Source organism: Chryseobacterium sp. DZ-32, assembly GCF_059587025.1.
Window position 1 is genome coordinate 1 of the sequence record NZ_JCAIOM010000019.1, and the last position, 22,621, is coordinate 22,621.

Annotated in this window: 17 protein-coding genes; 4 read left to right on the plus strand and 13 right to left on the minus strand. The window is 37.2% G+C overall.

Annotated features, from left to right (window positions below):
• Window positions 1-142: 142 nt before the first annotated feature.
• The 4 genes from AC59HC_RS18630 to AC59HC_RS18645 all read right to left on the minus strand — a co-directional run bounded on the left by AC59HC_RS18630 (window position 143) and on the right by AC59HC_RS18645 (window position 6,030).
• Window positions 143-2,002, minus strand: a complete 1,860-nt coding sequence (locus AC59HC_RS18630) for a CocE/NonD family hydrolase (RefSeq protein WP_496559132.1) — start codon at window positions 2,000-2,002, stop codon at window positions 143-145.
• 251 nt (window positions 2,003-2,253) lie between these two features.
• On the minus strand, window positions 2,254-5,019 hold the full coding sequence (locus tag AC59HC_RS18635; protein WP_496559133.1) for an outer membrane beta-barrel protein: 2,766 nt from the start codon (window positions 5,017-5,019) through the stop codon (window positions 2,254-2,256).
• 96 nt (window positions 5,020-5,115) lie between these two features.
• Window positions 5,116-5,535: an SH3 domain-containing protein gene (locus AC59HC_RS18640; protein ID WP_202838807.1), complete on the minus strand. Its 420-nt coding sequence runs from the start codon at window positions 5,533-5,535 to the stop codon at window positions 5,116-5,118.
• A gap of 6 nt (window positions 5,536-5,541) precedes the next feature.
• Window positions 5,542-6,030 (minus strand): BON domain-containing protein, encoded by a 489-nt coding sequence (locus AC59HC_RS18645; protein WP_411413566.1) that lies wholly within the window; start codon window positions 6,028-6,030, stop codon window positions 5,542-5,544.
• Window positions 6,031-6,250: 220 nt separating this feature from the next.
• On the opposite strand from AC59HC_RS18645, the gene AC59HC_RS18650 reads away from it, so the two are divergent.
• Both AC59HC_RS18650 and AC59HC_RS18655 read left to right on the plus strand, forming a co-directional pair.
• Window positions 6,251-7,501 carry a dicarboxylate/amino acid:cation symporter gene (locus AC59HC_RS18650; protein ID WP_047434424.1) on the plus strand — a complete coding sequence of 417 codons (1,251 nt, stop codon included), beginning with the start codon at window positions 6,251-6,253 and terminating at the stop codon, window positions 7,499-7,501.
• A gap of 6 nt (window positions 7,502-7,507) precedes the next feature.
• The gene (locus AC59HC_RS18655) at window positions 7,508-8,233 is read left to right on the plus strand and encodes a phytanoyl-CoA dioxygenase family protein (protein ID WP_496559134.1); all 726 of its coding nucleotides are present in this window, start codon (window positions 7,508-7,510) and stop codon (window positions 8,231-8,233) included.
• Between the two features lie 184 nt (window positions 8,234-8,417).
• On the opposite strand, the gene AC59HC_RS18660 is transcribed toward AC59HC_RS18655, so the two are convergent.
• Window positions 8,418-11,219: a GH92 family glycosyl hydrolase gene (locus AC59HC_RS18660; protein WP_496559135.1), complete on the minus strand. Its 2,802-nt coding sequence runs from the start codon at window positions 11,217-11,219 to the stop codon at window positions 8,418-8,420.
• A gap of 117 nt (window positions 11,220-11,336) precedes the next feature.
• Window positions 11,337-11,792, minus strand: coding sequence for a hypothetical protein (locus AC59HC_RS18665; RefSeq protein ID WP_110009979.1), 456 nt, complete (start codon window positions 11,790-11,792; stop codon window positions 11,337-11,339).
• A gap of 150 nt (window positions 11,793-11,942) precedes the next feature.
• Between AC59HC_RS18665 and AC59HC_RS18670 the strand changes: the two genes are divergently transcribed.
• Entirely contained in the window at window positions 11,943-13,049 is a 1,107-nt protein-coding gene (locus tag AC59HC_RS18670; RefSeq protein ID WP_110009978.1) for an Mrp/NBP35 family ATP-binding protein, read from the plus strand.
• A 47-nt stretch (window positions 13,050-13,096) separates the two neighbouring features.
• Window positions 13,097-13,345 carry a NifU family protein gene (locus AC59HC_RS18675; RefSeq protein WP_002977212.1) on the plus strand — a complete coding sequence of 83 codons (249 nt, stop codon included), beginning with the start codon at window positions 13,097-13,099 and terminating at the stop codon, window positions 13,343-13,345.
• Between the two features lie 155 nt (window positions 13,346-13,500).
• Here the strand turns inward: AC59HC_RS18675 and AC59HC_RS18680 are convergent, their stop codons facing one another.
• The 7 genes from AC59HC_RS18680 to ppk1 all read right to left on the minus strand — a co-directional run bounded on the left by AC59HC_RS18680 (window position 13,501) and on the right by ppk1 (window position 22,610).
• Window positions 13,501-14,526: a phage tail-like protein gene (locus AC59HC_RS18680; RefSeq protein WP_343643228.1), complete on the minus strand. Its 1,026-nt coding sequence runs from the start codon at window positions 14,524-14,526 to the stop codon at window positions 13,501-13,503.
• A 300-nt stretch (window positions 14,527-14,826) separates the two neighbouring features.
• Window positions 14,827-15,219, minus strand: a complete 393-nt coding sequence (locus AC59HC_RS18685; RefSeq protein WP_110009976.1) for a DUF3060 domain-containing protein — start codon at window positions 15,217-15,219, stop codon at window positions 14,827-14,829.
• Between the two features lie 177 nt (window positions 15,220-15,396).
• A complete protein-coding gene (locus tag AC59HC_RS18690; protein WP_482399951.1) occupies window positions 15,397-18,435 on the minus strand; it encodes a choice-of-anchor I family protein in 3,039 nt (1,012 codons plus the stop codon).
• Window positions 18,436-18,578: 143 nt separating this feature from the next.
• Window positions 18,579-18,728, minus strand: a complete 150-nt coding sequence (locus AC59HC_RS18695; protein ID WP_156106575.1) for a hypothetical protein — start codon at window positions 18,726-18,728, stop codon at window positions 18,579-18,581.
• On the minus strand, window positions 18,725-19,378 hold the full coding sequence (locus AC59HC_RS18700; protein WP_202838814.1) for an NAD-dependent epimerase/dehydratase family protein: 654 nt from the start codon (window positions 19,376-19,378) through the stop codon (window positions 18,725-18,727). The genes AC59HC_RS18695 and AC59HC_RS18700 overlap by 4 nt, the downstream gene beginning before the upstream one ends.
• A gap of 278 nt (window positions 19,379-19,656) precedes the next feature.
• The gene (locus tag AC59HC_RS18705; RefSeq protein ID WP_202838815.1) at window positions 19,657-20,541 is read right to left on the minus strand and encodes a Ppx/GppA phosphatase family protein; all 885 of its coding nucleotides are present in this window, start codon (window positions 20,539-20,541) and stop codon (window positions 19,657-19,659) included.
• Window positions 20,538-22,610 carry a polyphosphate kinase 1 gene (ppk1, locus tag AC59HC_RS18710; protein ID WP_330747403.1) on the minus strand — a complete coding sequence of 691 codons (2,073 nt, stop codon included), beginning with the start codon at window positions 22,608-22,610 and terminating at the stop codon, window positions 20,538-20,540. Before ppk1 ends, AC59HC_RS18705 begins: the two co-directional genes overlap by 4 nt.
• Window positions 22,611-22,621: the final 11 nt, after the last annotated feature.

Consider the following 22,621-nt stretch of genomic DNA (forward strand, 5'->3'; position numbering starts at 1 on the left):
TGAGTTATTTAGCCAAAACTGTTCTCTCACCCCTTTTGCTTTGTATGTAAATTTATTCTTTTGCAAACATAGGAGCCGAAACTTAAAATAAACTTCAAGCTCTAAAAACAAAAAAGCTGTTCAAACGAACAGCTTTTTCAATTTATTTTAAAATTTCAGCTTCAATGGAGCTGTCATCATACACTTTGATGAATGCTTTGGTGTAATCTTCTTTGTTGGCAAAATTCGGGTTATCCATAAATTTCTGTGGATTGATGGCGAAAAGCGGGAACCATGTGCTGCTGATCTGAATCTGGATTTTGTGTCCCTTTTTGAACGTATGAACTACATCCTGAAGTCTGAAGTTAACAGCCGTCTTCTGGTTCGGAACCAAAGCTTCTCCCTTTTCTTTGGTATTTCTGAATCTTGCAGGCATGATCTCACTTCTTACCATCTGGTGGTAGTTGCCATAGATAACGCCTTCTTTCTTTTCTGCAGGTTTGAAATCTTCAGGATAAACATCAATCAGTTTTACTGCAAAATCGGCATCTGTGGACGTGGAAGCAATATTCAGTTTAGCCATAATCTCTCCGGCAAATGTAATATCATCAGTCAATACATCAGTAGTGAATGTTAATACATCTGGTCTTCCTACAGCAAATCTCTGGTCTTCCGACATATAATTTTTTGGAGTGAAACCGTTAAAGTCTTTTAAATGATCTGAGCTTAGAACAGGATTGTTAGGATCACTATAATATTCAGAATAGCCTTGTCCTGATGATTTTTTCAGGGTTTTATCAGAAAGATAGAAATTCACTTTCTGAGCATTTTTGGGTGGGTAAGAAGCAAATTCCTTCCATGCTTTAGCACCGGTGTCATACATCAATGCTTCAGGAAGTCCTGCATCTTCTTTGGTATTGCCTTTCAGATAATGATTGAAAAATTTTGTTTCAATATTTTTCTGATAGTATGTAGCAATGCTGTCACCAAAATACGTTTCACTGTGGAAATGTTTTCCCTGCTCCTGAGACCAGCCGCCATGAGAAAAAGGTCCCATAACGATAGTATTTTTGGCTTTAGGGCTTGTTTTTTCGATGGTTTTATAAATATTCAATGGTCCTGAAAGATCTTCTGCATCAAACCATCCGCCGACAGTCATTACAGCGTGGTTAATATTCTTCAGGTGAGGAAGAAGACCTCTTTTCTGCCAGAATTCATCATAGTTGGTATGATTCATAATCTCTGTCATGAAGAAGTTGTTCTTATAATACTTTTCATAGCCATCTTTCAGCGTACCCATATCTCTGTAGAATTTCAAACCGTCTTCAGAAGTCTGTTTGATGAAAGAATCCATATACCAGGCCTGTTTCTCCGGCTGTGTTTTTTGAACACCAAAAACAGGGAATGTTCTGAAATAGCCGAGCATAAATCTTCCGTTGTGAAGAAAGTCGTCATTCCAGAAATCAGAAATAGGTGCCTGTGGTGAAGAAGCTACCAAAGCAGGATGCTGTGACAACGTTCCTACAGCAGTATAGAATCCCGGGTATGATGTACCGAATTGGCCTACTTTACCATTGTTATCTTTCACATTTTTCAAAAGCCATTCGATGGTGTCATAAGTATCCGTACTTTCATCAACATCTTTTTTGGTCTTGCGTTCCACCTGCGGAGTCATATTGGTAAAAGTGCCTTCACTCATATATCTTCCGCGTACGTCCTGATACACGAAAATATACTTGTCTTTCATAAGATACGTGTTGGGACCTACCTTTGTTTTATATTCACTTTCTCCGTACGGTGCAATGCTGTAACAGGTTCTCTGCATCAGGAACGGATATTTGTTTTTGTTCGATATATCTTTCGGAATATATACCGCAGTAAAAAGTTTCACGCCATCACGCATGGGAATATAAAATTCTTTCTTGGTGAAATTGTCTTTAACGAAGGTATCTTTCTGTTCCGTTTTCTGAGCTTTTCCAAGAATGAAAAAAAGAATACATAATACTGAAATATGGATTTTCATAAAAAAAATTTGATGCTAATTTAAAAATAAAAACAGGTTTATTGACTAAAAAGCATTCGTATTTATTGGAATATGTTTATGCTAAACCACCCCGTCAAAAATTCTTTGAATTTTCGCCACCCCTCCGGAGGATGGGAATATAACGTCTTCAGTTGTAATATCGTTCAAGGATGAAATTCAGTATATCCATAGAAATAGCCGGAAAGATCCGGCCATTATCAAAAATTATATATAAAGTATGGTGTGATGTATTACTTCTTTTTTCCTGCAAATTTATTCAGTTTCATGCTGATGGAGAACATGATATATCGTTTCAGGATGAGATCTTCACGGTCTTCAAAATAAGAATCGGTGATCGTTCTTCTTACGCTTTGATTTTGATTTAAAACATCATAAACTTTTACTTTTGCCGTAAACTGTTTTTTATAGAACGAATATCCAAGGCTGGTATTCCAGAAGTAGAAATCTTTTTTAAAGCCCGGAGCAATATTGGAATTGGTATTGTATTCAAAATCGTTTCCAAATACAAAATTGCCTTTCAGCATATAATTGGTGAGTTCCAGTTTTAAGGATTGATTGGCTGTATTTACATTCGTTACATTATAATTGGTATAATTGGAGAAACTGTATCCAAGTCTGTAAGAAGGTTTGATGGTCATTTTATCCTTGATTTCATAGGTAAGATTAAGACCTGGGTTTAGATTGTAAGAATTGCTGGTGAAAGATTGTCCATCAATAAAACCGTTATTGTAAGCATAATTCATGGTGAGTCTTGGATTGATAATAAGTTTATTATTCTTCCATTTCAATACTTTACTGAAACCTCCGCCGGCATTGATGCTTTTATTTCCGCTTACGTTGTCATAAGTAATTACCTGTTTCCCTGCATTATCATAGGTGGAAAAATTGATGATATCATTATTTCTGTACGTAAAACCAATATTGAAATAGTAGCTGAACTCTTTCACTTTATTATAATTATTGAAATATAAATAAAGATTGTTGGTCCAGGTATTTTTCAAATCAGGGTTTCCCTGATAGGTAATCAAAGGATTGGATTCGTCTTTATATGGAGTCAGTTGTTCTGCGGTGGGAATGGTGAAGTTGGAATAGTTGTAAATGTTTAAGGTTTTTCCTTCACTCAGCTGGTAGTAAAGATTGACATTATATTGGGGGAGTACAAAATTTTTCTGCAGATCATATTGCTGTCCGTTATAGATAGAATTTACCTTCATATCTGAAATATCAAGATTCATGGAAGCCCAGAAATTCAGTTTCTTTTTATTAATCTGATATGTAAGCTCAGGAGAGATCTGATTGATTCTTTGCTTCATATTGTTGGATAAAAGCTGATTGTATTTAGTGTAGTCTCCGGTTGTATTATCAAAATCATTTACATTCCTCAAGTCTCTAGTAGATCGGGTTTCATATTTCACTTCAAAACTTACACTGGACGAATCGGAAACAGGTTCTGTATATCCGGCATTGAAATTGAAACTGCTGTTCTGATTTTTATTTTTGGCTAATTGATCCCTGTTGTCTGTTGATATTCCATTGGATTGATAGAACGTGTTTTGAGATTGATTCAGATTATCCCTTCTGGATTCTGAAATGGAACTGTTCATATTGGCGGAAATTGAACGGCCTTTTTTCCTGAACTTTCTTGAAAAATAGAGGTATGGATTGAATGAATTGCTTTCCGAGTCATTAGTTGAATAAGTATTACTTTCATTTACAAGTTTACCATTATTTAAAGTAGATGAACGTGAATTATTAAAATTGAAACTGCTGTTTTTTGTAAATCTTGGAGAAAGATAGATACTCGTCATAGAATCCAGCTTGATTTTAGCCGAAGTATCAAAGCTGTATTGTTTGGACTCATTTTCACCATTGCTTTCAGAATTGGTTTGAAGCGTGTAAGTAGGGAGAAGGGTAGATCTTGAAACTTTAGATCTTGTTTCCGTATTGGAATCGGAATGCATCAGGCTGAAGGAATCCAGATCGGCATCTTTTCCCAGCTTGTCACTGTAGTTTAACCCAATTGTTGTAGACCTTTGAATTCCTTTCGTACCGCCTCCCTGGTTATAGTAAGTCATATTTCCTACCGTTGAGACAGATCCTCCCTGCATCATCCAGGCATTCCGGCCATTTCCCATACTGTCAAAAACCTCATCTCTGGAGAATCCCTGAGAGTTGATATTATTGGAAGAAGCCAATAGGCTTATTTTGGTATCCCCTTTAAAATAACTCGCCAGTCCACTTGCTTCATACCGTTTATCTGATCCATAGCCAACCGTAAGTCTTGTCAGTAAACCTTTATTTTTCTTTTCATCAATATTAAAATTGATGGTGGTATTCTGAGATTTGGCTGCTTTTCCGCTGAGTTCTTCCTCCTTGGTTTTAGTGGTGGTGAACTGAATATTCTTAATAATATCTGCGGGTAAATTCTGAAGAGCGATTTTACCATCTTTATCAAAGAAAGGCTTTCCATTGATCATGATCTGGTCTACTTCTTTGCCATTCACGGTAATCTTTCCTTCATTGCTGATTTCTACACCGGGGATTTGCTTCAGAAGTTCTTCAATTTTACTGTCTGGGCGTACTTTGATAGCAGCTGCATTAAATTCAATAGTGTCTTTTTTAATTTTTACGGGTGAAACGGTGATTTTTACTTCATCAATTTTATTTACAATACCTTGCTTCTCCAGCTGAATATCTCCCAGAGATAGAGACTGATCTATTTTTTCGAATTTTTTTGAATAGGAAGATAATTTATCAGCATCAATTTTGAGAATGGAAGGTTCTTTCATATCATCAATCTTCAGCGAGAATTTCCCTTCCCTATTGGTTGCCGTATAATTGATAATGGATGAATCTTTTTGTTTCAAAAGATAGACGGTGGCATTTTCTATCGCTTTCTTTTCGGAATCGGATATTTTTCCGTCAATGTGTAACTTTTGGGCGTGCAGAATAATGACAGTGAACATCAAAGTCAATAGCAACAGAGTTTTCTTCATTAGTTTTTTTTTCAGAGCCGTAAAAATATAAAAACATCCCAAAGTTGGGATGTTTCTATGCTTTTTTTGTGAAAATTTATTATTTTTTAATAAAAATTATGCTCTTAAATATCTTGAGTAAGCATATCCTTCCTGGCCGTCTGCATTTTTCACTTTCCACCAGTCATCAGAAGTCTGCTCAATAAGCGTTACAGAAGAACCTTTTGCAGCTTTACCTACAACGGCGGCTTCAGTAGAAGGTTCCTGTCTGATATTAAGGTTAGATTCTTCAGTAGCCACTGTTAAAGAAGCTCCTGCAGCAAGACCTGCAACCTGTACATCAATATTGATATCTGAAGCAGAATAAGTAGAATCAATAGCTCCTAAAGCATTCCATACAGCATCTTTAGCCGCAGTATTGGAAGCATTTCCGGAAACATAAAGAATTCCGTCCTGCTCCTGAACCTGAAGATTGGAGATCCCTGCAGACTGTGCCGCTGAAACTACACTTGAATATTTATCTTGTAATTCGCTCATCTTTAATTATTTTACGATTAGGTTGTTGTTATACTTTCCGATTTTCAAAGCATCTACAGATTCTTTGATTTTTCTGGCCTGTAAAGCAGAAACATTTCCTGTAAGCGTAAGCTGTCCGTTTATAACTTCTACTTTTACAGAAGGGAAATCCTTCACTGCATCCTGAACTTTTTTCTGAACAGCAGGATCTACAGCAGATGCCGTTTCAACTGGTGCTGCAGGTGCAGGAGCTGCTACGGTAGACATATCCATTACGTCTTTTACTCCGCTGATGGCTTTTAATTTAGCAATCATTGCGTCTTTAGACTGTTGATCTGCGAAAGTACCGCTTAAGTGAGCTACACCTTCTTTTACTTCAACAGAAGCATTGGGATTAGAAGTTACTATAGTTGTAGCCTGAGTCTGAAGGTCGGCATCAGAAACTTTCTTTTTACAAGAAATAGCACCGAAAGATACAGCTACAGCTAATGCAGCCATTGCAATAGTTTTTTTCATATTGTATATTTATTAATGTTGTTATACACTCAAATGTAATAATAAAATTTGTACCAAAAGAATAAAAAGTCAATAAATGTTTCTTAATTTTTTTACAATATTTTCTAAACCAGGGTTTTAATTTTCAGGGATTAAAAACTTAATGCAAAATTCAACGCTATAGAAGAAAATCGTCTGCCAATTGAAAAACCATTATATTTGCGCAAATTGAACTATATATATGAAAGGACAGAATAAACTTTTTATAGCAATTATCATTGCCCTTCTTCTGGGAGTAGGAATCGGAGGTATTGTACACGTGAGCTATCCGGATAGTGCAGAACCCTTTTCTAAAAACATAAAACTGTTGGGAACGGTTTTTATCAGATTGGTACAGATGATTATTGCTCCATTGGTTTTTACGACATTAGTAGTAGGGATTGCCAAAATGAGTGATATCAAAATGATTGGAAGAGTAGGTACAAAAGCCATGCTTTGGTTTATTTCAGCTTCTCTGATTTCCCTTTTTATCGGGTTGATCCTTGTTAACTGGCTGGAGCCAGGACATGTTACCAAATTACCAATTCAGGATGTCGCTTCTGCTGACGAACTTCTTAAAAGCAGCAAAAGTTTTTCCATGGAAGATTTCGTAAAACACATGATTCCTAAAAGTTTATTTGAAGCCTTCGCTACCAACGAAGTACTGCAGATTGTTGTATTTGCGGTAATGTTTGGAGTTGCTTTGGCTAATCTTGGAGAAGAATACGCTAAGCCTGTTGTGAAACTATTTGATATTATTGCTCACGCCATTCTTAAAATGGTAGGGTATATCATGTGGTTTGCTCCGCTTGGAGTATTGGGCGCTATTGCAGCGGTAGTGGCCACCAATGGTTTTGAAATTTTTAAAGTATATGCTATTTATTTAAGAGACTTCTTCTTTGCTATAGGAGTTCTCTGGCTGGTCCTTTTACTGGTAGGATATTTCATCTTAGGAAACCGTCTTTTTGATCTTTTAAAAAGAATTAAAGAGCCTTTGCTAATTGCTTTCTCTACTACAAGTTCAGAAGCAGTATTCCCGAAATTGGTGGAAGAACTGGAGAAATTCGGGTGTAACAGCAGAGTAGTTTCTTTTATTTTACCTTTAGGATATTCATTCAACCTGGATGGAAGTATGATGTACATGACATTTGCTTCAATCTTTATTGCTCAGATTTACGGAATCGAAATGACCCTTGGACAGCAGATCACTATGCTTTTGGTATTAATGCTTACGTCAAAAGGAATTGCAGGCGTTCCAAGAGCTTCCCTGGTAATTATTGTGGCGACCTGTTCCATGTTCGGGATTCCGCCGGAAGGTATTGCTTTGATTTTACCTATTGACCATTTCTGTGATATGGGTAGAAGTATGACCAACGTACTTGGAAATACGCTGGCAACCACAGCCGTTTCAAAATGGGAAGGACAGTTAACTGAACCATTGGACAAAATTTAAATATCAATGAGTTTAAACAACTTAGAAAATCATAAAAGCCATATTGAAAAATATGGCTTTGCTGTTATCAATAATGTGTTTTCGCAGAAAGAACTTGAAGACATCAATGTTGTGCTGCAAAATATAGACACTTCAAAAGAAAATTTTAGAAAGTCTGAAGACCTTTTTGCCATCAGACAGTTTTTAAAGGAAGTTCCGGAAATCAAAGACCTTGTGTTTAATGAAAACATCAGGAAAGTGGTTAAGGAAATTTTTGGAGAAAAATATTTTGTGGTCAAAAGTATCTATTTTGATAAACCTGAAACCTCCAACTGGTATGTGGCCTATCACCAGGATCTGACAATTTCTGTAGATAAAAAGCTGGAATTGGAAAATTTCGGACCATGGACCACCAAACAAAATCAGTTTGCAGTACAGCCTCCGCTCAACGTTTTGGAAAATATCTATACCATCAGAATCCATCTGGATGATACTAATGAGAATAACGGAGCACTGAAAGTAGTTCCAAAATCCCACACAAAAGGCATTTACAGACCGGAAACCATCGACTGGACTGTAGAAAAAGAAGAAATCTGCAATGTAGAAAAAGGTGGAATTATGCTGATGAAACCTTTAACGCTTCACGGTTCTAACAGAACCACCAACGGAAAGAAAAGAAGAGTCCTCCACATCGAGTTTTCTGATATAGAACTTCCGGAAGTCCTGCAATGGTCGGAAAGAATGAATGGATAAAAAATACGCCCTTCGAATTTTCGAAGGGTGATTTTTTTGTAGGAAGCTGGATGCTGGAAGTTTCTGAAAGTCTAAAGATTAATCTATGTTTACTTATCGAATTTTTAATTTTAACCTTTCTTCAAGCCAACTTTAGAAAGTACTCCGGCAGATAGAAACTTCCATCTTCCTTCTCCCATCTTCCTTACTTTATACCAATCTCATCAATAAAGATATACGCATCGCCTCCGGCTCCCTGATGCCATTCCGGAAGTTTTCCGAAGTAGTAGGCTTTTACTTTGATATAACGTGCTTCGGTAGGAAGAATTTCTGTAGAAAAATCTTTGATCTGTACTTTTTCATCCTTAGGATCAATAGTATTGTCAACGGTCTTCAGAAGGACAAAATCTTTTCCGTTCATGGAAGCGTAATATTCCACCTTTTTAGGCATCAGAATCCATGCTTTGCTATCCTGAAGGTACGTTGAAGATAAATATTTAATGTTTTGAGGGGATTTAAGATCAATAACGGCTTCAAAATTCTGTCCCTGATAACCATGCCATTCACCTTTTCTCCAGTTAACATCTCCTCTGATTCCGTCAATAAGAGCAAGATTTCCGGTAGCACTGTATTGTGGAGTTACTTTTGACAGAATATTAATATCCCAGTAATTGGGTCTTCTGTTGAAATGAGCAGTAGTTACAGAACTTTTTTCGCCGTTTCTTTCAGCATAAGCCATTACCTGAGTAGTTTTGGTGATGGAGAATGGTCCTTTATAAGTTGAAAACGTCTTTCTTTTATTGCTGTCACTCTCATCCATTGTCATATAATATACTTTGTCGCTTGGGTTTAATGGAGTGATTTCAACTTTGGTAGAAAAGTCGAAGATTCTGTCGGCAGCAATTACCGGAGAGGCTGTCTGTTCAGGATATTTAAAATCTTTAGCAGGTTTTACATTTTCGAAACCTAATTTTTTGAGCTCCGCTCTGCCTGTAGTTTTTGTAATCGTTCTTGTAGTGCCGTCTTCAAGGTGAATTTTAATTTCATCAAAATAAGGAGTGGTGGTTTCCCATTCCGGTAATCCCGGGGTTACAGAATAAATTCCCATTGAGCTTAAAACATACCAGGCACTCATCTGGCCGCAGTCTTCATTTCCGATCAATCCGTCAGGGGTGTTTTTATAAAAATTATCAAGAATGTATTTGATTTTCGCATCTGTTTTTTCTGGCTTGTCGACGAAATTATACAGATAGGCAATGTGGTGGCTTGGCTCATTTCCCTGGGCATATTGGCCCATCAATCCTGTGATGTCCACTTGTTCTCTTCCCGTAGTTTTATCAGGAGCAGTAAAGATAGCATCAATAAACTGTTCAAACTTTTCTTTCCCGCCATGAGCAGCAATAAGTCCCGGAATGTCCTGCTGTACAGAATATGAATAATGCCACGAGTTTCCTTCCGTATAATTGTTGTTAACTTCTCTCGGATCAAAAGGCTCATACCAATTCCCGTTTTTTCTCGGCTGCATAAAGCCTGTTTTTGGATTGTAAAGGTTTTTCCAGTTCTGAGAACGTTTCATGAACTCCTGATACTCTTCTTTTTTGCCTAAAATTTTTGCCATCTGAGCAATACACCAGTCATCATAAGCATATTCTACAGTTTTCGAAACACTTTCATGCTCGTCATCTATACTGATATAATGATTCTGTTTATAAGCATTCAATCCAAAAATATCCTGCATGGCAGAACCTTTTGCAGCCTGAAATGCCTTTTCATAATCAAACCCCTGAATTCCCTTAGCCATAGCATCTGCAATGACGGAAACAGAGTGGTAGCCAATCATACATTCTGTTTCATTGGAAGCCAGTTCCCATACCGGAAGTTTCCCTCCCTGTTCGTATTGTTTAATAAAGGTATTGATAAAATCAGCAGTTCTTTTTCTGTCGATTAAAGTCATCAGCGGATGTGCTCCTCTGAAGGTGTCCCAAAGTGAAAATACCGTATAATAATCAAAACCATTGGCGGTATAAAGCTTATTATCTCTACCTCTGTATCTTCCGTCTACATCCATATTGATGTTGGGTTGTGTGAAAACGTGATATAGAGCAGTGTAAAAAACGGTCAATTTGTTTTTATCATCAGATTTCACCTCAATTTTTGAAAGCTCTTTGTCCCAGTCAGATTGAGCTTGCTTTCTTACAGTGTCAAAATCGCCTGACTGTCCTTCTGCCAGCATATTTTTTCCTGCTCCTTCATATCCTGTAGGAGAAACAGAAACTTTTACATTGATCTTTTCTCCTTTTTTAACGGTGGCTGAAAATGCCAGGGCCAGTTTTGTTCCGGTAAAAAGATTGTTTTCCTGCTTTCCGTTAACTTCTTTTTTTGAAATTTTCATAGGCTTTGAAAACTCAATTCTGGCATAGATATACTGGTTGGTGGCCCATGCTTCACTTCTTCTGAAAACCTCAATGGTTTTATCATCAATGATCTTTACTTCTCCTTCCAGAAGTTTGTCTCTGTGGTTGAGGTCTAAGATAATATTGGCATTTCCGGCATTGTTGAAAGTGTATTCATGATACCCGACTCTTTTTGTCGTTGTAAGGCGAACATCAATATTATTTTTATCTAATTTTACAGCATAGAATCCTGCTGTTGCTTTTTCATTTTTATGCGAAAATTTCGAAGAATAGTCTTTGCTGTTCAGGCTTGGATTTCCCATAGTAGGTATCAGCATAATGTCTCCATAATCAGAAACTCCTGTACCATTTAAATGCGTATGAGAAAAACCATAGATGACAGAATCCGAATAATGATATCCGCCGCATCCGTCCCAGCTTCCATCAATTCTTGTATCGGGAGAAAGCTGTACCATCCCGAATGGAACGATTGCCCCGGGAAAAGTGTGGCCATGCCCTCCGGTTCCTATAAACGGATTCACATATTGGGAATAGCTCTGTGCAGAAATGATCTGAGTAATAAATATAGAAAATGCAATAAGCCCTTTTTTCATGTTCTGATTTTATCAGACGAAGATATTGAAAAACAGCAAAAGTGATGCAATAAAAGATCATTACCGTTTGTCCTGTTAAAAACGATCTCATTCATAAGAAGACAGAGCGAATTTAAATTACACTTCTCCTTCAAAAAAATGATTGAGATAGGTCTCTTTATCTTTGTCTTCTCTTCCGGAGCCCAGATATTTTTTCCAGGACTGAGATTCATGATAGACAATACCCATTTCCCAGACACAATAAGTTGGGAGGTGGGTTTTGTTTCTGTCCCATATTTCAAATTGTCCGGAACCATCATAATACACGCTCTCCCATAATTCGTTTTCATTTCGCCATGTACATACCAGTAAAAGATAGTTTTTTCCGCAGCGGTGCATAATGACAAATCCGAGATCATCAATGTTTTTAAAGTTTTCTTCAGCACTTTCGATACACTTTTGGGCATTTTCAATGTCCTGTTGTGAAACTTCTGCAGGATCATTGGCCAGGTCATACCATTTGAATTTTGTTTTTCCAACAATAATAATTCCTTTTGGCTGTGCATATTTGGAAGGATAGGAGGTCGTTTTCATATCAATTGCTTTCTGGGAGAGGATGTGGTATCAGAATGAAAAAACAGAATAAGAAATTTTTAACGATCTGATTTATCACCTGATATTATAGATTTTATTGATTCTAAATTACCGAAAAAATGCGTAAATTTGTAAACAATTTATATTTATATGTTGACGAAAGAAAAGGTTCAGGAATTCCTTAAAGAAATAGAAGTAGACGATTTGGTGAATAATCTTCAGATTATGGGTAACGATGTTTATATTGATATGACTGCCCATTCGCCTGCAATGCACGAAAAGAAAAAACTGGAGGCTGCTATGAAACAGGCTTTTGCCAGTGAGTTTGGAGAAGACATTCATTTAAAACTTAAAATCGTTTCTCCGGAGCCTAGTGAAATTCAGCAAAGTCAGATCAAAGGAAAACAGATTCCGGGAATTCAAAATATTATCGCTATTGCTTCCGGTAAAGGAGGAGTAGGGAAATCTACCGTTTCTGCAAATATGGCAGTAACGTTGGCTAAAATGGGCTTTAAAGTAGGATTACTGGATGCTGATATCTACGGTCCTTCAGTTCCTACCATGTTTGATACAGAGGGACAAAAACCAATTTCTGTAGAAGTGAATGGTAAGAATCTGATGAAGCCTATCGAAAATTATGGAGTAAAAATGCTTTCAATAGGATACTTCTCAGGAGCCAATCAGGCAGTAGTATGGAGAGGTCCTATGGCTTCAAAAGCTTTGAACCAGATGATCAGAGATGCAGCATGGGGAGAACTGGATTTCCTTCTAATTGACCTTCCTCCGGGAACAGGTGACATTCACTTGTCAATTATCCAGGAAGTACCAGTAACAGGAGCGGTCATCGTAAGTACACCTCAGCATGTTGCATTGGCAGACGTAAGAAAAGGAATTGCCATGTTCCAGATGGAAAGTATTAACATTCCTGTGCTTGGTTTGATCGAAAATATGGCGTATTTTACACCGGAAGAACTTCCTGACAATAAATATTATATCTTTGGAAACCAGGGAGCACAATATTTAGCGGAAGATCTTGGAATTCCGGTATTGGGTGAAATTCCACTAATCCAGAGCATCAGAGAAGCAGGTGACGTTGGAAGACCGGCAGCACTTCAGGAAGGATCTAAAATTGAAGATATCTACACAGAAACTGCCAGAAAAATGGTAGAAAGCTTAGTGGAAAGAAATAAAAATCTTCCTCCCACTGAAGCAGTGAAGATTTCCACAATGGCAGGATGCTCGCCAAAAGCAAAATAATAATAATTTCAATAAAATTTGAAGAAACCGAATTGAACTGAAAAAATATGGAAACAAACATAACGCACGAAGATACAGTAACAAGAGTAATGGAAGCTCTGGAAAGCATCAGGCCGTTTTTGAATAAAGACGGTGGTGATATTGAGCTTATTGATGTGAAAGATAATCAGGTGTTTGTAAAACTTTTAGGTAACTGTTCCGGGTGTTCATTGAATTTTTCAACCTTAAAACTGGGTGTTGAAAATACAATCAAACAACATGCTCCGGAAATCGAAAAGGTAATCAACGTAGAGTAAATTATATCTGAGATATTTTTAAAAAGACAGGCTTTTTTTAAGGCCTGTCTTTTTATTTGCATTAATAACAATAAGTTTGGTGAACCAAACCTGACGTGTTTTTAATCCGTCAGGTTTATTAATTTCTAGGTATATTTTCACGAAATAAATGAAAATTATAATCCTGCCGGAGGTGCAGCTGCTGCTCCACTATTTAATCCTCCTAAGTTTTGAGACACTGGTGTAAGCGTTTTAAGTACACTATTATTGATAACAAGGCAGTAGATTGTCCATGTTCCATTCACTCCACCTGGAGTAGCCGTGGCTAAATAGTCAGCTGATAAACGCCATGTTCCGGCAGAAGTAAATGCAAACACATTTGCGGGAGCATAAGTAGGAGGTGTTGTTCCTGTATTAGTATTTAAAGAGGTGTTAAAACTATTTCCTACTACTGTCACAGTATAATCTGTGCTGCTTATTTTAGTGTCATAATTAGCAACCCAGTCTCCATTAACGTTAGAAATTGTATAAACAATATAATTTAGCGGTGATGTATTTCCGGTTGATGAAACAGCAATTTTCACTTCTCCTGTTGTGTTGTCTCTCACAAGGGTAGAAACATTAGTTGATGAATTGGAACTTGCAGCAGTCCCAATTCTCACATTACCATTAATATCCAATTTAGTAGTAGGTGCGGAAGTCCCGATTCCTATTCTGTCATTTTGTGTATCTACAGAAAAAGTAGTGCCGTCAATATTAAATTGATTGACACTGGGGGTACTTGCCGTAAAAGATAATGTTTTATTAGTCATGGCGACAGTACGATTTGCTTGTATCGTACCATCTGTATTATATATACTGGTATCGCTGGGAACAGAGGTAATTACTTTTTGCCAGATCGTTCCATCAAAATAATAGTAGCCGGGTGTAGTAACATTGTTTGTTTTTACTGTAAGGGTACCTGTTGTATCTAATACATACACCAATGTACCTGTTTGTGGGGAATTATAAGCCCCGTCTTTAGCAATAAGGTCAGCTCTTGATAATCTAGGAGTGATTAATCCCTCAGCAATAGCAGGAGCTGTGGCTGTTGTTAATGCTTTTACATCAAGAGTTGCAGTGGGAGAGCTTGTGTTTATCCCTACTTGAGCAAAATATAAGCTGAAAAATAAGCTTAATGAGAACAATAGTACTTTTTTCATGATTTCTTTTGGTTTTGTGTTTTTTAACTGTAAAATGGTTTTACTGTTAAATATTAAAATGTTATTTAAATATACAAATAATATAATAAATTTGATTGAAATTTTTATTTGAAAAAGGTCATAAGGAGATACTTTATAAGCAGGAATTTTTAAGGACTGTCTTTTATTTGTATTAATAGCAAGAAGTTTGGTTCAGCTTGGTGAACCAAACCTGACGGGTTTTTAAAACCCGTCAGGTTTATTAATTAATTTATACTTTAGGTCTAGGATGAGATTTTTCAGATTCCGAAAAATGTTTTTTTATTGTTTTACAACCTTATTTCCCACTCCAGTAATAGAAACATCCGGTTTCCCTGATTTTGTTCCTGAAGTTCTGTAGTAAACGGTGTTATCACCACCTTCCATGGATATTTTGTCTACTTTATCGATGTATATTTTGTTACCTGTTCCTGAGATTGTAACTTTTTTTGCACTCCCTTTTACCGTAAGCTTGTTATCACCACCTTCTACCTCAACAACGCCTCCGCTGAGTGTATAATTGAGTGTATGTCCTACACCTTCTACATGTACCACTTTATTGCCTTCGGTTTTCTCCACACCTTTTGTAGATTCTGTTTTTCTTGATTGTGAGAAAGCAGTAGCTGTTCCCAGCAACAGGAAAGTAAGAATTCCTGCGGTTTTAATATTCTTCATGCGAATTGGTTTTTTATTCGGGATAAATATAGATATAAAATGCTTTCTTCCAAGTATTTCAAAAGTTAAATCATCTTAAATAAAGAGTCTTCATATGGCATATTGTATATTCCAATAACAAAAAAGCCCCGGAAATCCGAAGCTTTACAATGGAATGGTATGCTGTAATATATATATTTACTTTACAATAACTCTCTTGATCTGTCCTTCTGAAGTTTTTACCAGATAAACACCGGTAGAAAGCGTAGAAGTATTGATTGTTAAAGCATTCTTTTCTTTTCCGATCAATTTTCCGGACATATCGTACAATTCGTAATCCTGTTTTCTGTTGAAATAAAGTGTATTTCCTTTGTTGACAGGGTTTGGAAATACATTGAAGGTTGCCTGTTCAGATTTTATCTCACCTGTTCCAAGCGTAGCAGGCATGGCTACTTCATACATGGATAAAGTTCCGCTGATCTCATTCGCAACGATCACATACCCTTTATTGGTTGTTGTATTTTCAGGGGCAATGTAAATGATTCCTTCAGGACCATTGTCTCCTCCGTATGCTGAAGTAGAACGGGAATGTTTGTAATCTGTAAACGTAGGGTTATTAGGGTTCGTAATATTATAAACCATAACACCTCCGGTTCTTTCCAGTGTGATGAAAGCATACGTCTGTCCGTTGATGTTTCCTAAAGCAACTCCTTCCGGTTCCGGACCTTTGGCGCGGCTTCTGTTTTTAATACCGTTAGACTCATTATCAGCATTGAAAATTAAAGGATGGTAAGCTGAAATATATCTTTCAAACTGATCTCCGCTGTCGTAGACAATCTGTTTAGTATCAGCATTGAAAATAGAGAAAGAACGTGCTCCTAAAGCCGCCATTTCTTCAAACTCCGAATCTCCATCCGTATTTCCTGTAGCAGATGAAACCCTGAATCTGCCAAGATTATAAGCCGCTTTTAAAATACCTGCATTCGGAAACAATACAGGATCTAAAGTATAACTGTTAGCACCTACTGTAGTTCTTTCGCTGAATCCTGAAAGATCTTTTTCATCACCTTCATTAGCGGTTATAATATAATTGGTGTTTCCTATTTTATAATTCTGTACAGCGTCCGGAACATAGTAAGCTTTTACCGGCCAGTTGGCAATTAAAACCTCTCCATTACTATCTGAGGCATCAAAACCGTTACCCGGAATACTCATGTCTTTTTTTCCCAATCCCCAGATTCCTGTGATGGTTTTTGTAACCAGATTAATCTCAGCGATGGCATTGTTTTCCTGAAGAGTTACCCATGCTTTCTGACTGTCGGCACTGATGGTTATATATTCCGGTTCCAGATCCTGAGAAAGGGTATTATTCGTTCTTACTTTTCTTAAACCGGTAGCGGTTAATGCTGCTACCTGATTATCAAAACTATTAAAATTAAGTGTCGCTACATTACTTTGGGTAAGATTTCCGATACCTCCGGAAATATCAATGATGCTGATGGTTCCTTCAGGATCTGCCGTATAGGCATCATTAGGTTCTCCTTCATTGGCGGTAACTACTTTTGTTCCGTCAGGGGAGAATGTCACCATATCCGGTAAAGCTCCTACAGTTAACTGCTTCAGGAAATTTCCATTGATGTCAAAAAATACTACAGATCCATTTTGCTGGGGATCAGTATTGGGAGAGGCGGCTGCAATGATTCCGTTTTTCACAGCGATACTTGTGATACCGCCATAAGGAGCCATATTCACTGTTTTTATGACTGAAGGTATTGAAGGATTACTGAAATCAATAATATCAAATACATCAGTAATCGAACTGATCGTGAATAAGCGTTGTGTTGACGGATCATGAACCACAATTTCCGTAGAACTGTTATTATTTCCTGAAGGATCAAAACTTAGAAGATAATTCAGCTGAATCTGATGGGAAGGAACCGGAGCCTGCTTATCATTATCTACAATATAAACGGTTGCGGAATTGTCTCCTGAAATAGTAGCTCCAACAGGATTTTCAAGGCTTACCACAAAATATTCAGCCTGCTGTTCTGCCACTGTGTCATCAATAATCGGAATATTGACGGTGTAACTCGTTGTAGATGGACTAATGTTAATAGTCTGATTGGCTAAAGTAAAATCATTGTTGTCAGCTGTACTGAAAGGTGCGGGTTTTACAACAAGGTTTACCGCAGAAGCCGAAGGATTGGTAATATTGATTTTAAATGCAAGATTTCCCGCATTTTCATTAACCTTAATAAAATTCTTTTCTAAAGCAACTGTTGTTCCGGCAGTAGTAAAAGTAGTGGAAGTGACAGTTGTAATTCCGTTATCACTGAAATCTTCAACCACATTGGGCTTAAGCGCTAAATAATAGGTCTGCCCCGGCACAAGTCCGGAAGCAGGAATTACAGTGATGGTATTGTTAGTGAATGTTGTAGTGAAAGGAATTGGGGTACCTGAAGAATTTCCCAGACGGAAATCAATAAGGTTCTGTGCATTGGAATCGTTGATCGCAGAATTATCTGTTAGCCTTATATTTTCGTTAAAAGATAAGGTCGGATTTAAAGCCGTCGAAGCATTATTGGTATTGTGAGCAGGTAAATAAGTAACCGTTGGTGGAGTAGTATCAGGGCCTCCCGCAGGAACGGCATCTACTGTAAAGTTATCAAAACGGTTGTTCCCGCCTGTTCCTCCTCCTGTTGCCGAAAATTCTACCTTTAATTTAAAGTTAGGGTTGTTATTAGCACCCGGTACAGCAGAAAAATCGAGTGTTATCAGCTGGGGATCTGCATCCTGAGGATACACGGTCTGAAACTGTACAAAAGTAGTTCCGTCTGTTGAATAAGACCAGGTCTGTGTTCCTGCTCCCTGACCGGATCTTCTGGTGGTGAACTTAACAATGATGTTATTATAGCCCGTTGTAGGAAGATTAAACTGTAAAGCTCCTCCAATCGGATTGTTGAATCTTAAATGGGCTCCGGAGCCATCACCGTTTCTTGCATTTAAATTTTGCAGACTAAAATTCTGTCCGGTACCTCCGGCAAAATCAATAACACTCGTTCCTCCTGTTATAGGTGCAAGAGAACCATTTACCATCGTAGAATTAGGGGTCGTAATTGTGGCTGCAGAAGCATTATCATTAAAATTCCAGTAATGAATCAGTGTCTGCCCGAAAAGACCGCTCTGAAAGAAGAATGCGGCAATCACAGACCCTTTTAATAGGTAATTGTTGATCATTTTTTATTTCAATTAGATAAATACAAAAATGAACTTTATACCTTGCAATTATTTTAATGGAACTTTAAAAAATGTTTAAAAAATAGGTTTATTTCCGATAAAATACAAAAAATTATGTTGAATAAGAAACTTTAGAATGAAAATTATTTTCCTGATTTTCCCGAAAAGTTTAAAATTGTACCTGATTTATTTCCTTCCAAAGGATGTTTCTGCATATAAAAATATCCTGAAACAGCAGTCACAAGCAAGAGTACAAAAATAACCAGAACAATTCTTTTTAACATGTCTCTCATAGCGCTAAATTTTTAATATCTCTAATTTCTAAAGTAGATGTAGGGTATCCCTTTTGTGTCACATTGATCATTGCTCTACCCACTTCGTGTAAAGTTAATGATTTTGACTGAAAAAATACAGGAAAAATCCAAATAAAAGGTTTAAAAAACCATTTTACATTGATTTGACCCTCAACAGGTTTCATAAATCCCGGACGGAAATTATAAGCGCCTCTGAAATTCATTCTTTTCAGATCATTTTCTGTTTTTCCTTTTACACGGGCCCACATCATTTTTCCACTCTCTGTGCTGTCTGTACCTGCCCCGGAAACATAGTTGAACACCATTTCAGGATTTTGGTTCAAAACAGCTTTTGCAAAATGAAGGGTTGTATCATAAGTGATTTGGGTGTATTCTTCTTCGTTCATGCCTATACTGCTAATTCCTGCACAGAAAAAGCAGGCATCATAACCTTTTAGTTTTTCATCATTCAGATCGAGCGAAAGAAAGTCAGGGACGAGATATTCTTTCAGCTTAGGATACGTTTTCCCGGAGGGTTTTCTGCTTATGCTCAGGATTTCGGAAACATCCGGGTTTTCAAGACATTCCATTAAAACACCTTCGCCTACCATTCCCGTAGCTCCTGTAAGAATTATTTTGATTGGGTTCATTGCTTTGCTATTGATATTGGATATGACGGATAGGGATAGGGTTTTACTTTAAAATTTTAGATAAAAGATAAAAGATGTTGTCTTAAATGTCTGGATTCAATAATTCAATAGGGATGGGCTTTAGCCCGCCTTAAAAATGAGCCGCCTTGTACTGGATTTAGCTAAAACTTAATTATACAGATTGCTTCGTCGCTATGCTTCTCGCAATGACAATGGGGAAAACTTTTAAAATAAAAGCCAGCGCATTTTTGCGCTGGCCTTCAATATCTTTATAAGCTTTACTTTTTATGTCGCAGCTGACTGTAAATATTATGGATCAATCCGTCTGCTACGGAAATTTTAGGAACAAAGATCTTATTGATATCAGACCATGACATGACATTGTTAAAAATTCCCAGGGCATGTACCAATACATCGGCACGATCCTCTCTAAGGTTGTAGTTGGTCATTCTTTCTTCCACAGAAAGTTCATTGAATTCTTTGTAAACCTTTTTCAGATGAGACAGAGACATTGGTTTTCCATCTTTGGTCTTGCTCATAGAGAATACTTTGTTGATATTTCCACCCGAACCGATGGCAACAATTGGCTTTTTGCTGACAATATTTTTCTTGATTTCCTCCTTCATTTCTTTCCAGTTATCCATCGTAACAAGATTGTTGAGAAGACGGATTGTTCCGATGTTGAAAGATTTTTCGTAAACCATCTTGCCATTTTCGTAGAAGGTCAGTTCTGTAGAACCTCCGCCCACGTCGATATATAAATAGGCAAATTCTTTATCAAGACCTTCTGCAACATGATTTTCATAAATCAGGGTAGCTTCCTCATCACCGGAAATAATTTCAATATTGATTCCTGATGTGTCTTTTACCAGATTGATGATATCATTACCGTTGGCAGCATCACGCATGGCACTGGTAGCACAGGCTCTGTAGTGGTCTACTTTGTATATTTTCATCAGGTCACTAAAGATTTTCATGGAATCAATGACCATTTTTTCTCTTTCCGGACCTATCTTTCCGATGGTAAAAACATCCATTCCCAGTCTCAGAGGAATTCTGAGAAGGTTCAGCTTAATAAATTCAGGCTTTCTGTTATTGATCTTTACCTCATTGATAAGAAGGCGGGCTGCATTACTCCCTATGTCTATCGCTGCTATCTTCATTTCTTGCTTGTTTTAGCTTTTAAATATTTATAGGTTTCTATTTGTGATCGGCATTCTTTTTTATCATTTCTTACGTATTCATTGCTCAGTTTTTTGTCTAAAATCCTTGCTTTTACGTTATCTCTAAGCTGGATATCAAGAATATCCTTTAATTCCTTCTTAAGGTTCTTATCAGTGATTTTAGCGGCTGCTTCAATCCTGTAGTCAAGGTTTCTTGTCATCCAGTCTGCGGAAGAAATGTACATGTCTTCAGCCCCTTTATTGTAAAAATACATAACTCTGGCGTGTTCCAGGTATTCATCTACAATACTGATGGCTTTTATTTTTTCTTTGAATTCCTTTTGATTGACGGCACAATAGATACCTCTTACAATCATTCTGGTTACCACTCCGGCTTTAGCAGCTTCATATATTTTTTCAATCAGTGCGCGGTCACTCATTGAGTTTACTTTGACAATGATTTCTGCTCTTCGTCCTGCCTTAGCTTCTTCGATTTCCTTATCGATATGGTGAACAATCTTTTCACGCATAAACTGAGGGCAAACTAATAAATTTTTACAAGTTTTCAAAATGGAAATAAAATCATCTTTCGGTTTTTTCAACACATTGAAGACTTTATTGATATCTGCCATGATGCCGCGGTCTGCAGTCAGCAGCAAATGATCACCATATATTCTGGCTGTTTTTTCGTTGAAATTTCCGGTACTTACGAAGCCATACTGGATTGTTTTATTGTGGGCTCTCTTCTTGATGACACAAAGTTTGGCATGTACTTTTTTGTTAGGAATGCCAACAAGTACGGTAATTCCCTCCGGTTCCAACATATCTTTCCATTCCAGGTTAGATTCTTCATCAAATCTTGCCTGAAGTTCAAGCATTACCGTTACCTCTTTACCATTTCTGGCCGCATAGATCAGGGCATTGATGATTTTTGAGCTGCTTGCAAGACGGTAAGCGGTAATCTGTATTGATTTTACATCCGGATCCATCGCAGCCTCGCGAAGAAGATCAATCACCGGATTGTACTTGTGATAAGGGAAGGTAAGGAGTACATCTTCTTTTAAAATGACATCTGTCACTCTTTCCCCATGCTCAAACGCCTGATGCGTAAAAGAGGTTCTTTCTACAGGTCTTTCATACTTTTCAAAAACATCGGGAAAATCCATGAAATGCTTGAAATTATGAATTTTGCCTCCCGGAATGATGCTGTCTTTCTTAGTTAAGTTAAGCTTTCTGATAAGGAGTTCCAGCAGAGCTTTATCCATATCTTTATCAAAAACAAAACGGGTAGGCTTTCCTTTTCTTCTGTTTTTGAGTCCTTTTTCTATTTTTTCTGCAAAGTTGGTTCTGATATCATTATCCAGATCCAGTTCGGCATCCTTTGTTACTTTAAATGCATTGGCTGCAAATTCATCATATCCAAAATAAGAAAATATGTGCGGAAGATTGAAGGCGATTACATCCTCCAGAAGCATTACATTTTTTTCTTCCGGATCTTCTGTTGGCAGCAATACGAATCTTCCTACAAAACGGGAAGGAATTTCAATAATGGCATAATTACTGGAATACTGCCAGTCTTTTTTTCTCATGGCTACTCCCAGATAAAGACTTTTATCACGCAAATAAGGCATAGGAGTATTTTCGTGAAGGAGAATCGGGATCACATTGGATTCTACCACTTCATCGAAATATTGTCTGACAAATTCTTTTTGGTTGGCTGTCAGGTTTTTGGCATTCTTAATAAAAACTTTATGATCAGCCATTTCGGTCTGGATTTTTTTCCAGGTTTTATCGAAATTCAGCTGTTGTCTCATCACAACTTCATTGATTCTCTGAAGGATCTTGGATGGCGGCTGATAAAAAGATTCAGCAATCACTTTTTCCTTAAAATCCATGGCGCGCTTTAATCCGGCAACACGCACTCTGAAAAATTCATCTAAATTGTTGGAGAAAATTCCGAGGAAACGTATTCTTAAATGTAAGGGAACTTTTTCATCCATAGCTTCCTGCAAAACTCTTTCATTAAAGGCAAGCCAAGTAATATCTCGGGGATTAAAGTGTATTGACATTCTAAATGTGT

Bases quoted from the DNA above. Each gene is read 5' to 3' on its own strand.
- AC59HC_RS18630 (WP_496559132.1), bottom strand. From the start codon at position 2,002: ATGAAAATCCATATTTCAGTATTATGTATTCTTTTTTTCATTCTTGGA.
- AC59HC_RS18635 (WP_496559133.1), bottom strand. From the start codon at position 5,019: ATGAAGAAAACTCTGTTGCTATTGACTTTGATGTTCACTGTCATTATT.
- AC59HC_RS18640 (WP_202838807.1), bottom strand. From the start codon at position 5,535: ATGAGCGAATTACAAGATAAATATTCAAGTGTAGTTTCAGCGGCACAG.
- AC59HC_RS18645 (WP_411413566.1), bottom strand. From the start codon at position 6,030: ATGAAAAAAACTATTGCAATGGCTGCATTAGCTGTAGCTGTATCTTTC.
- AC59HC_RS18650 (WP_047434424.1), top strand. From the start codon at position 6,251: ATGAAAGGACAGAATAAACTTTTTATAGCAATTATCATTGCCCTTCTT.
- AC59HC_RS18655 (WP_496559134.1), top strand. From the start codon at position 7,508: ATGAGTTTAAACAACTTAGAAAATCATAAAAGCCATATTGAAAAATAT.
- AC59HC_RS18660 (WP_496559135.1), bottom strand. From the start codon at position 11,219: ATGAAAAAAGGGCTTATTGCATTTTCTATATTTATTACTCAGATCATT.
- AC59HC_RS18665 (WP_110009979.1), bottom strand. From the start codon at position 11,792: ATGAAAACGACCTCCTATCCTTCCAAATATGCACAGCCAAAAGGAATT.
- AC59HC_RS18670 (WP_110009978.1), top strand. From the start codon at position 11,943: ATGTTGACGAAAGAAAAGGTTCAGGAATTCCTTAAAGAAATAGAAGTA.
- AC59HC_RS18675 (WP_002977212.1), top strand. From the start codon at position 13,097: ATGGAAACAAACATAACGCACGAAGATACAGTAACAAGAGTAATGGAA.
- AC59HC_RS18680 (WP_343643228.1), bottom strand. From the start codon at position 14,526: ATGAAAAAAGTACTATTGTTCTCATTAAGCTTATTTTTCAGCTTATAT.
- AC59HC_RS18685 (WP_110009976.1), bottom strand. From the start codon at position 15,219: ATGAAGAATATTAAAACCGCAGGAATTCTTACTTTCCTGTTGCTGGGA.
- AC59HC_RS18690 (WP_482399951.1), bottom strand. From the start codon at position 18,435: ATGATCAACAATTACCTATTAAAAGGGTCTGTGATTGCCGCATTCTTC.
- AC59HC_RS18695 (WP_156106575.1), bottom strand. From the start codon at position 18,728: ATGAGAGACATGTTAAAAAGAATTGTTCTGGTTATTTTTGTACTCTTG.
- AC59HC_RS18700 (WP_202838814.1), bottom strand. From the start codon at position 19,378: ATGAACCCAATCAAAATAATTCTTACAGGAGCTACGGGAATGGTAGGC.
- AC59HC_RS18705 (WP_202838815.1), bottom strand. From the start codon at position 20,541: ATGAAGATAGCAGCGATAGACATAGGGAGTAATGCAGCCCGCCTTCTT.
- ppk1 (WP_330747403.1), bottom strand. From the start codon at position 22,610: ATGTCAATACACTTTAATCCCCGAGATATTACTTGGCTTGCCTTTAAT.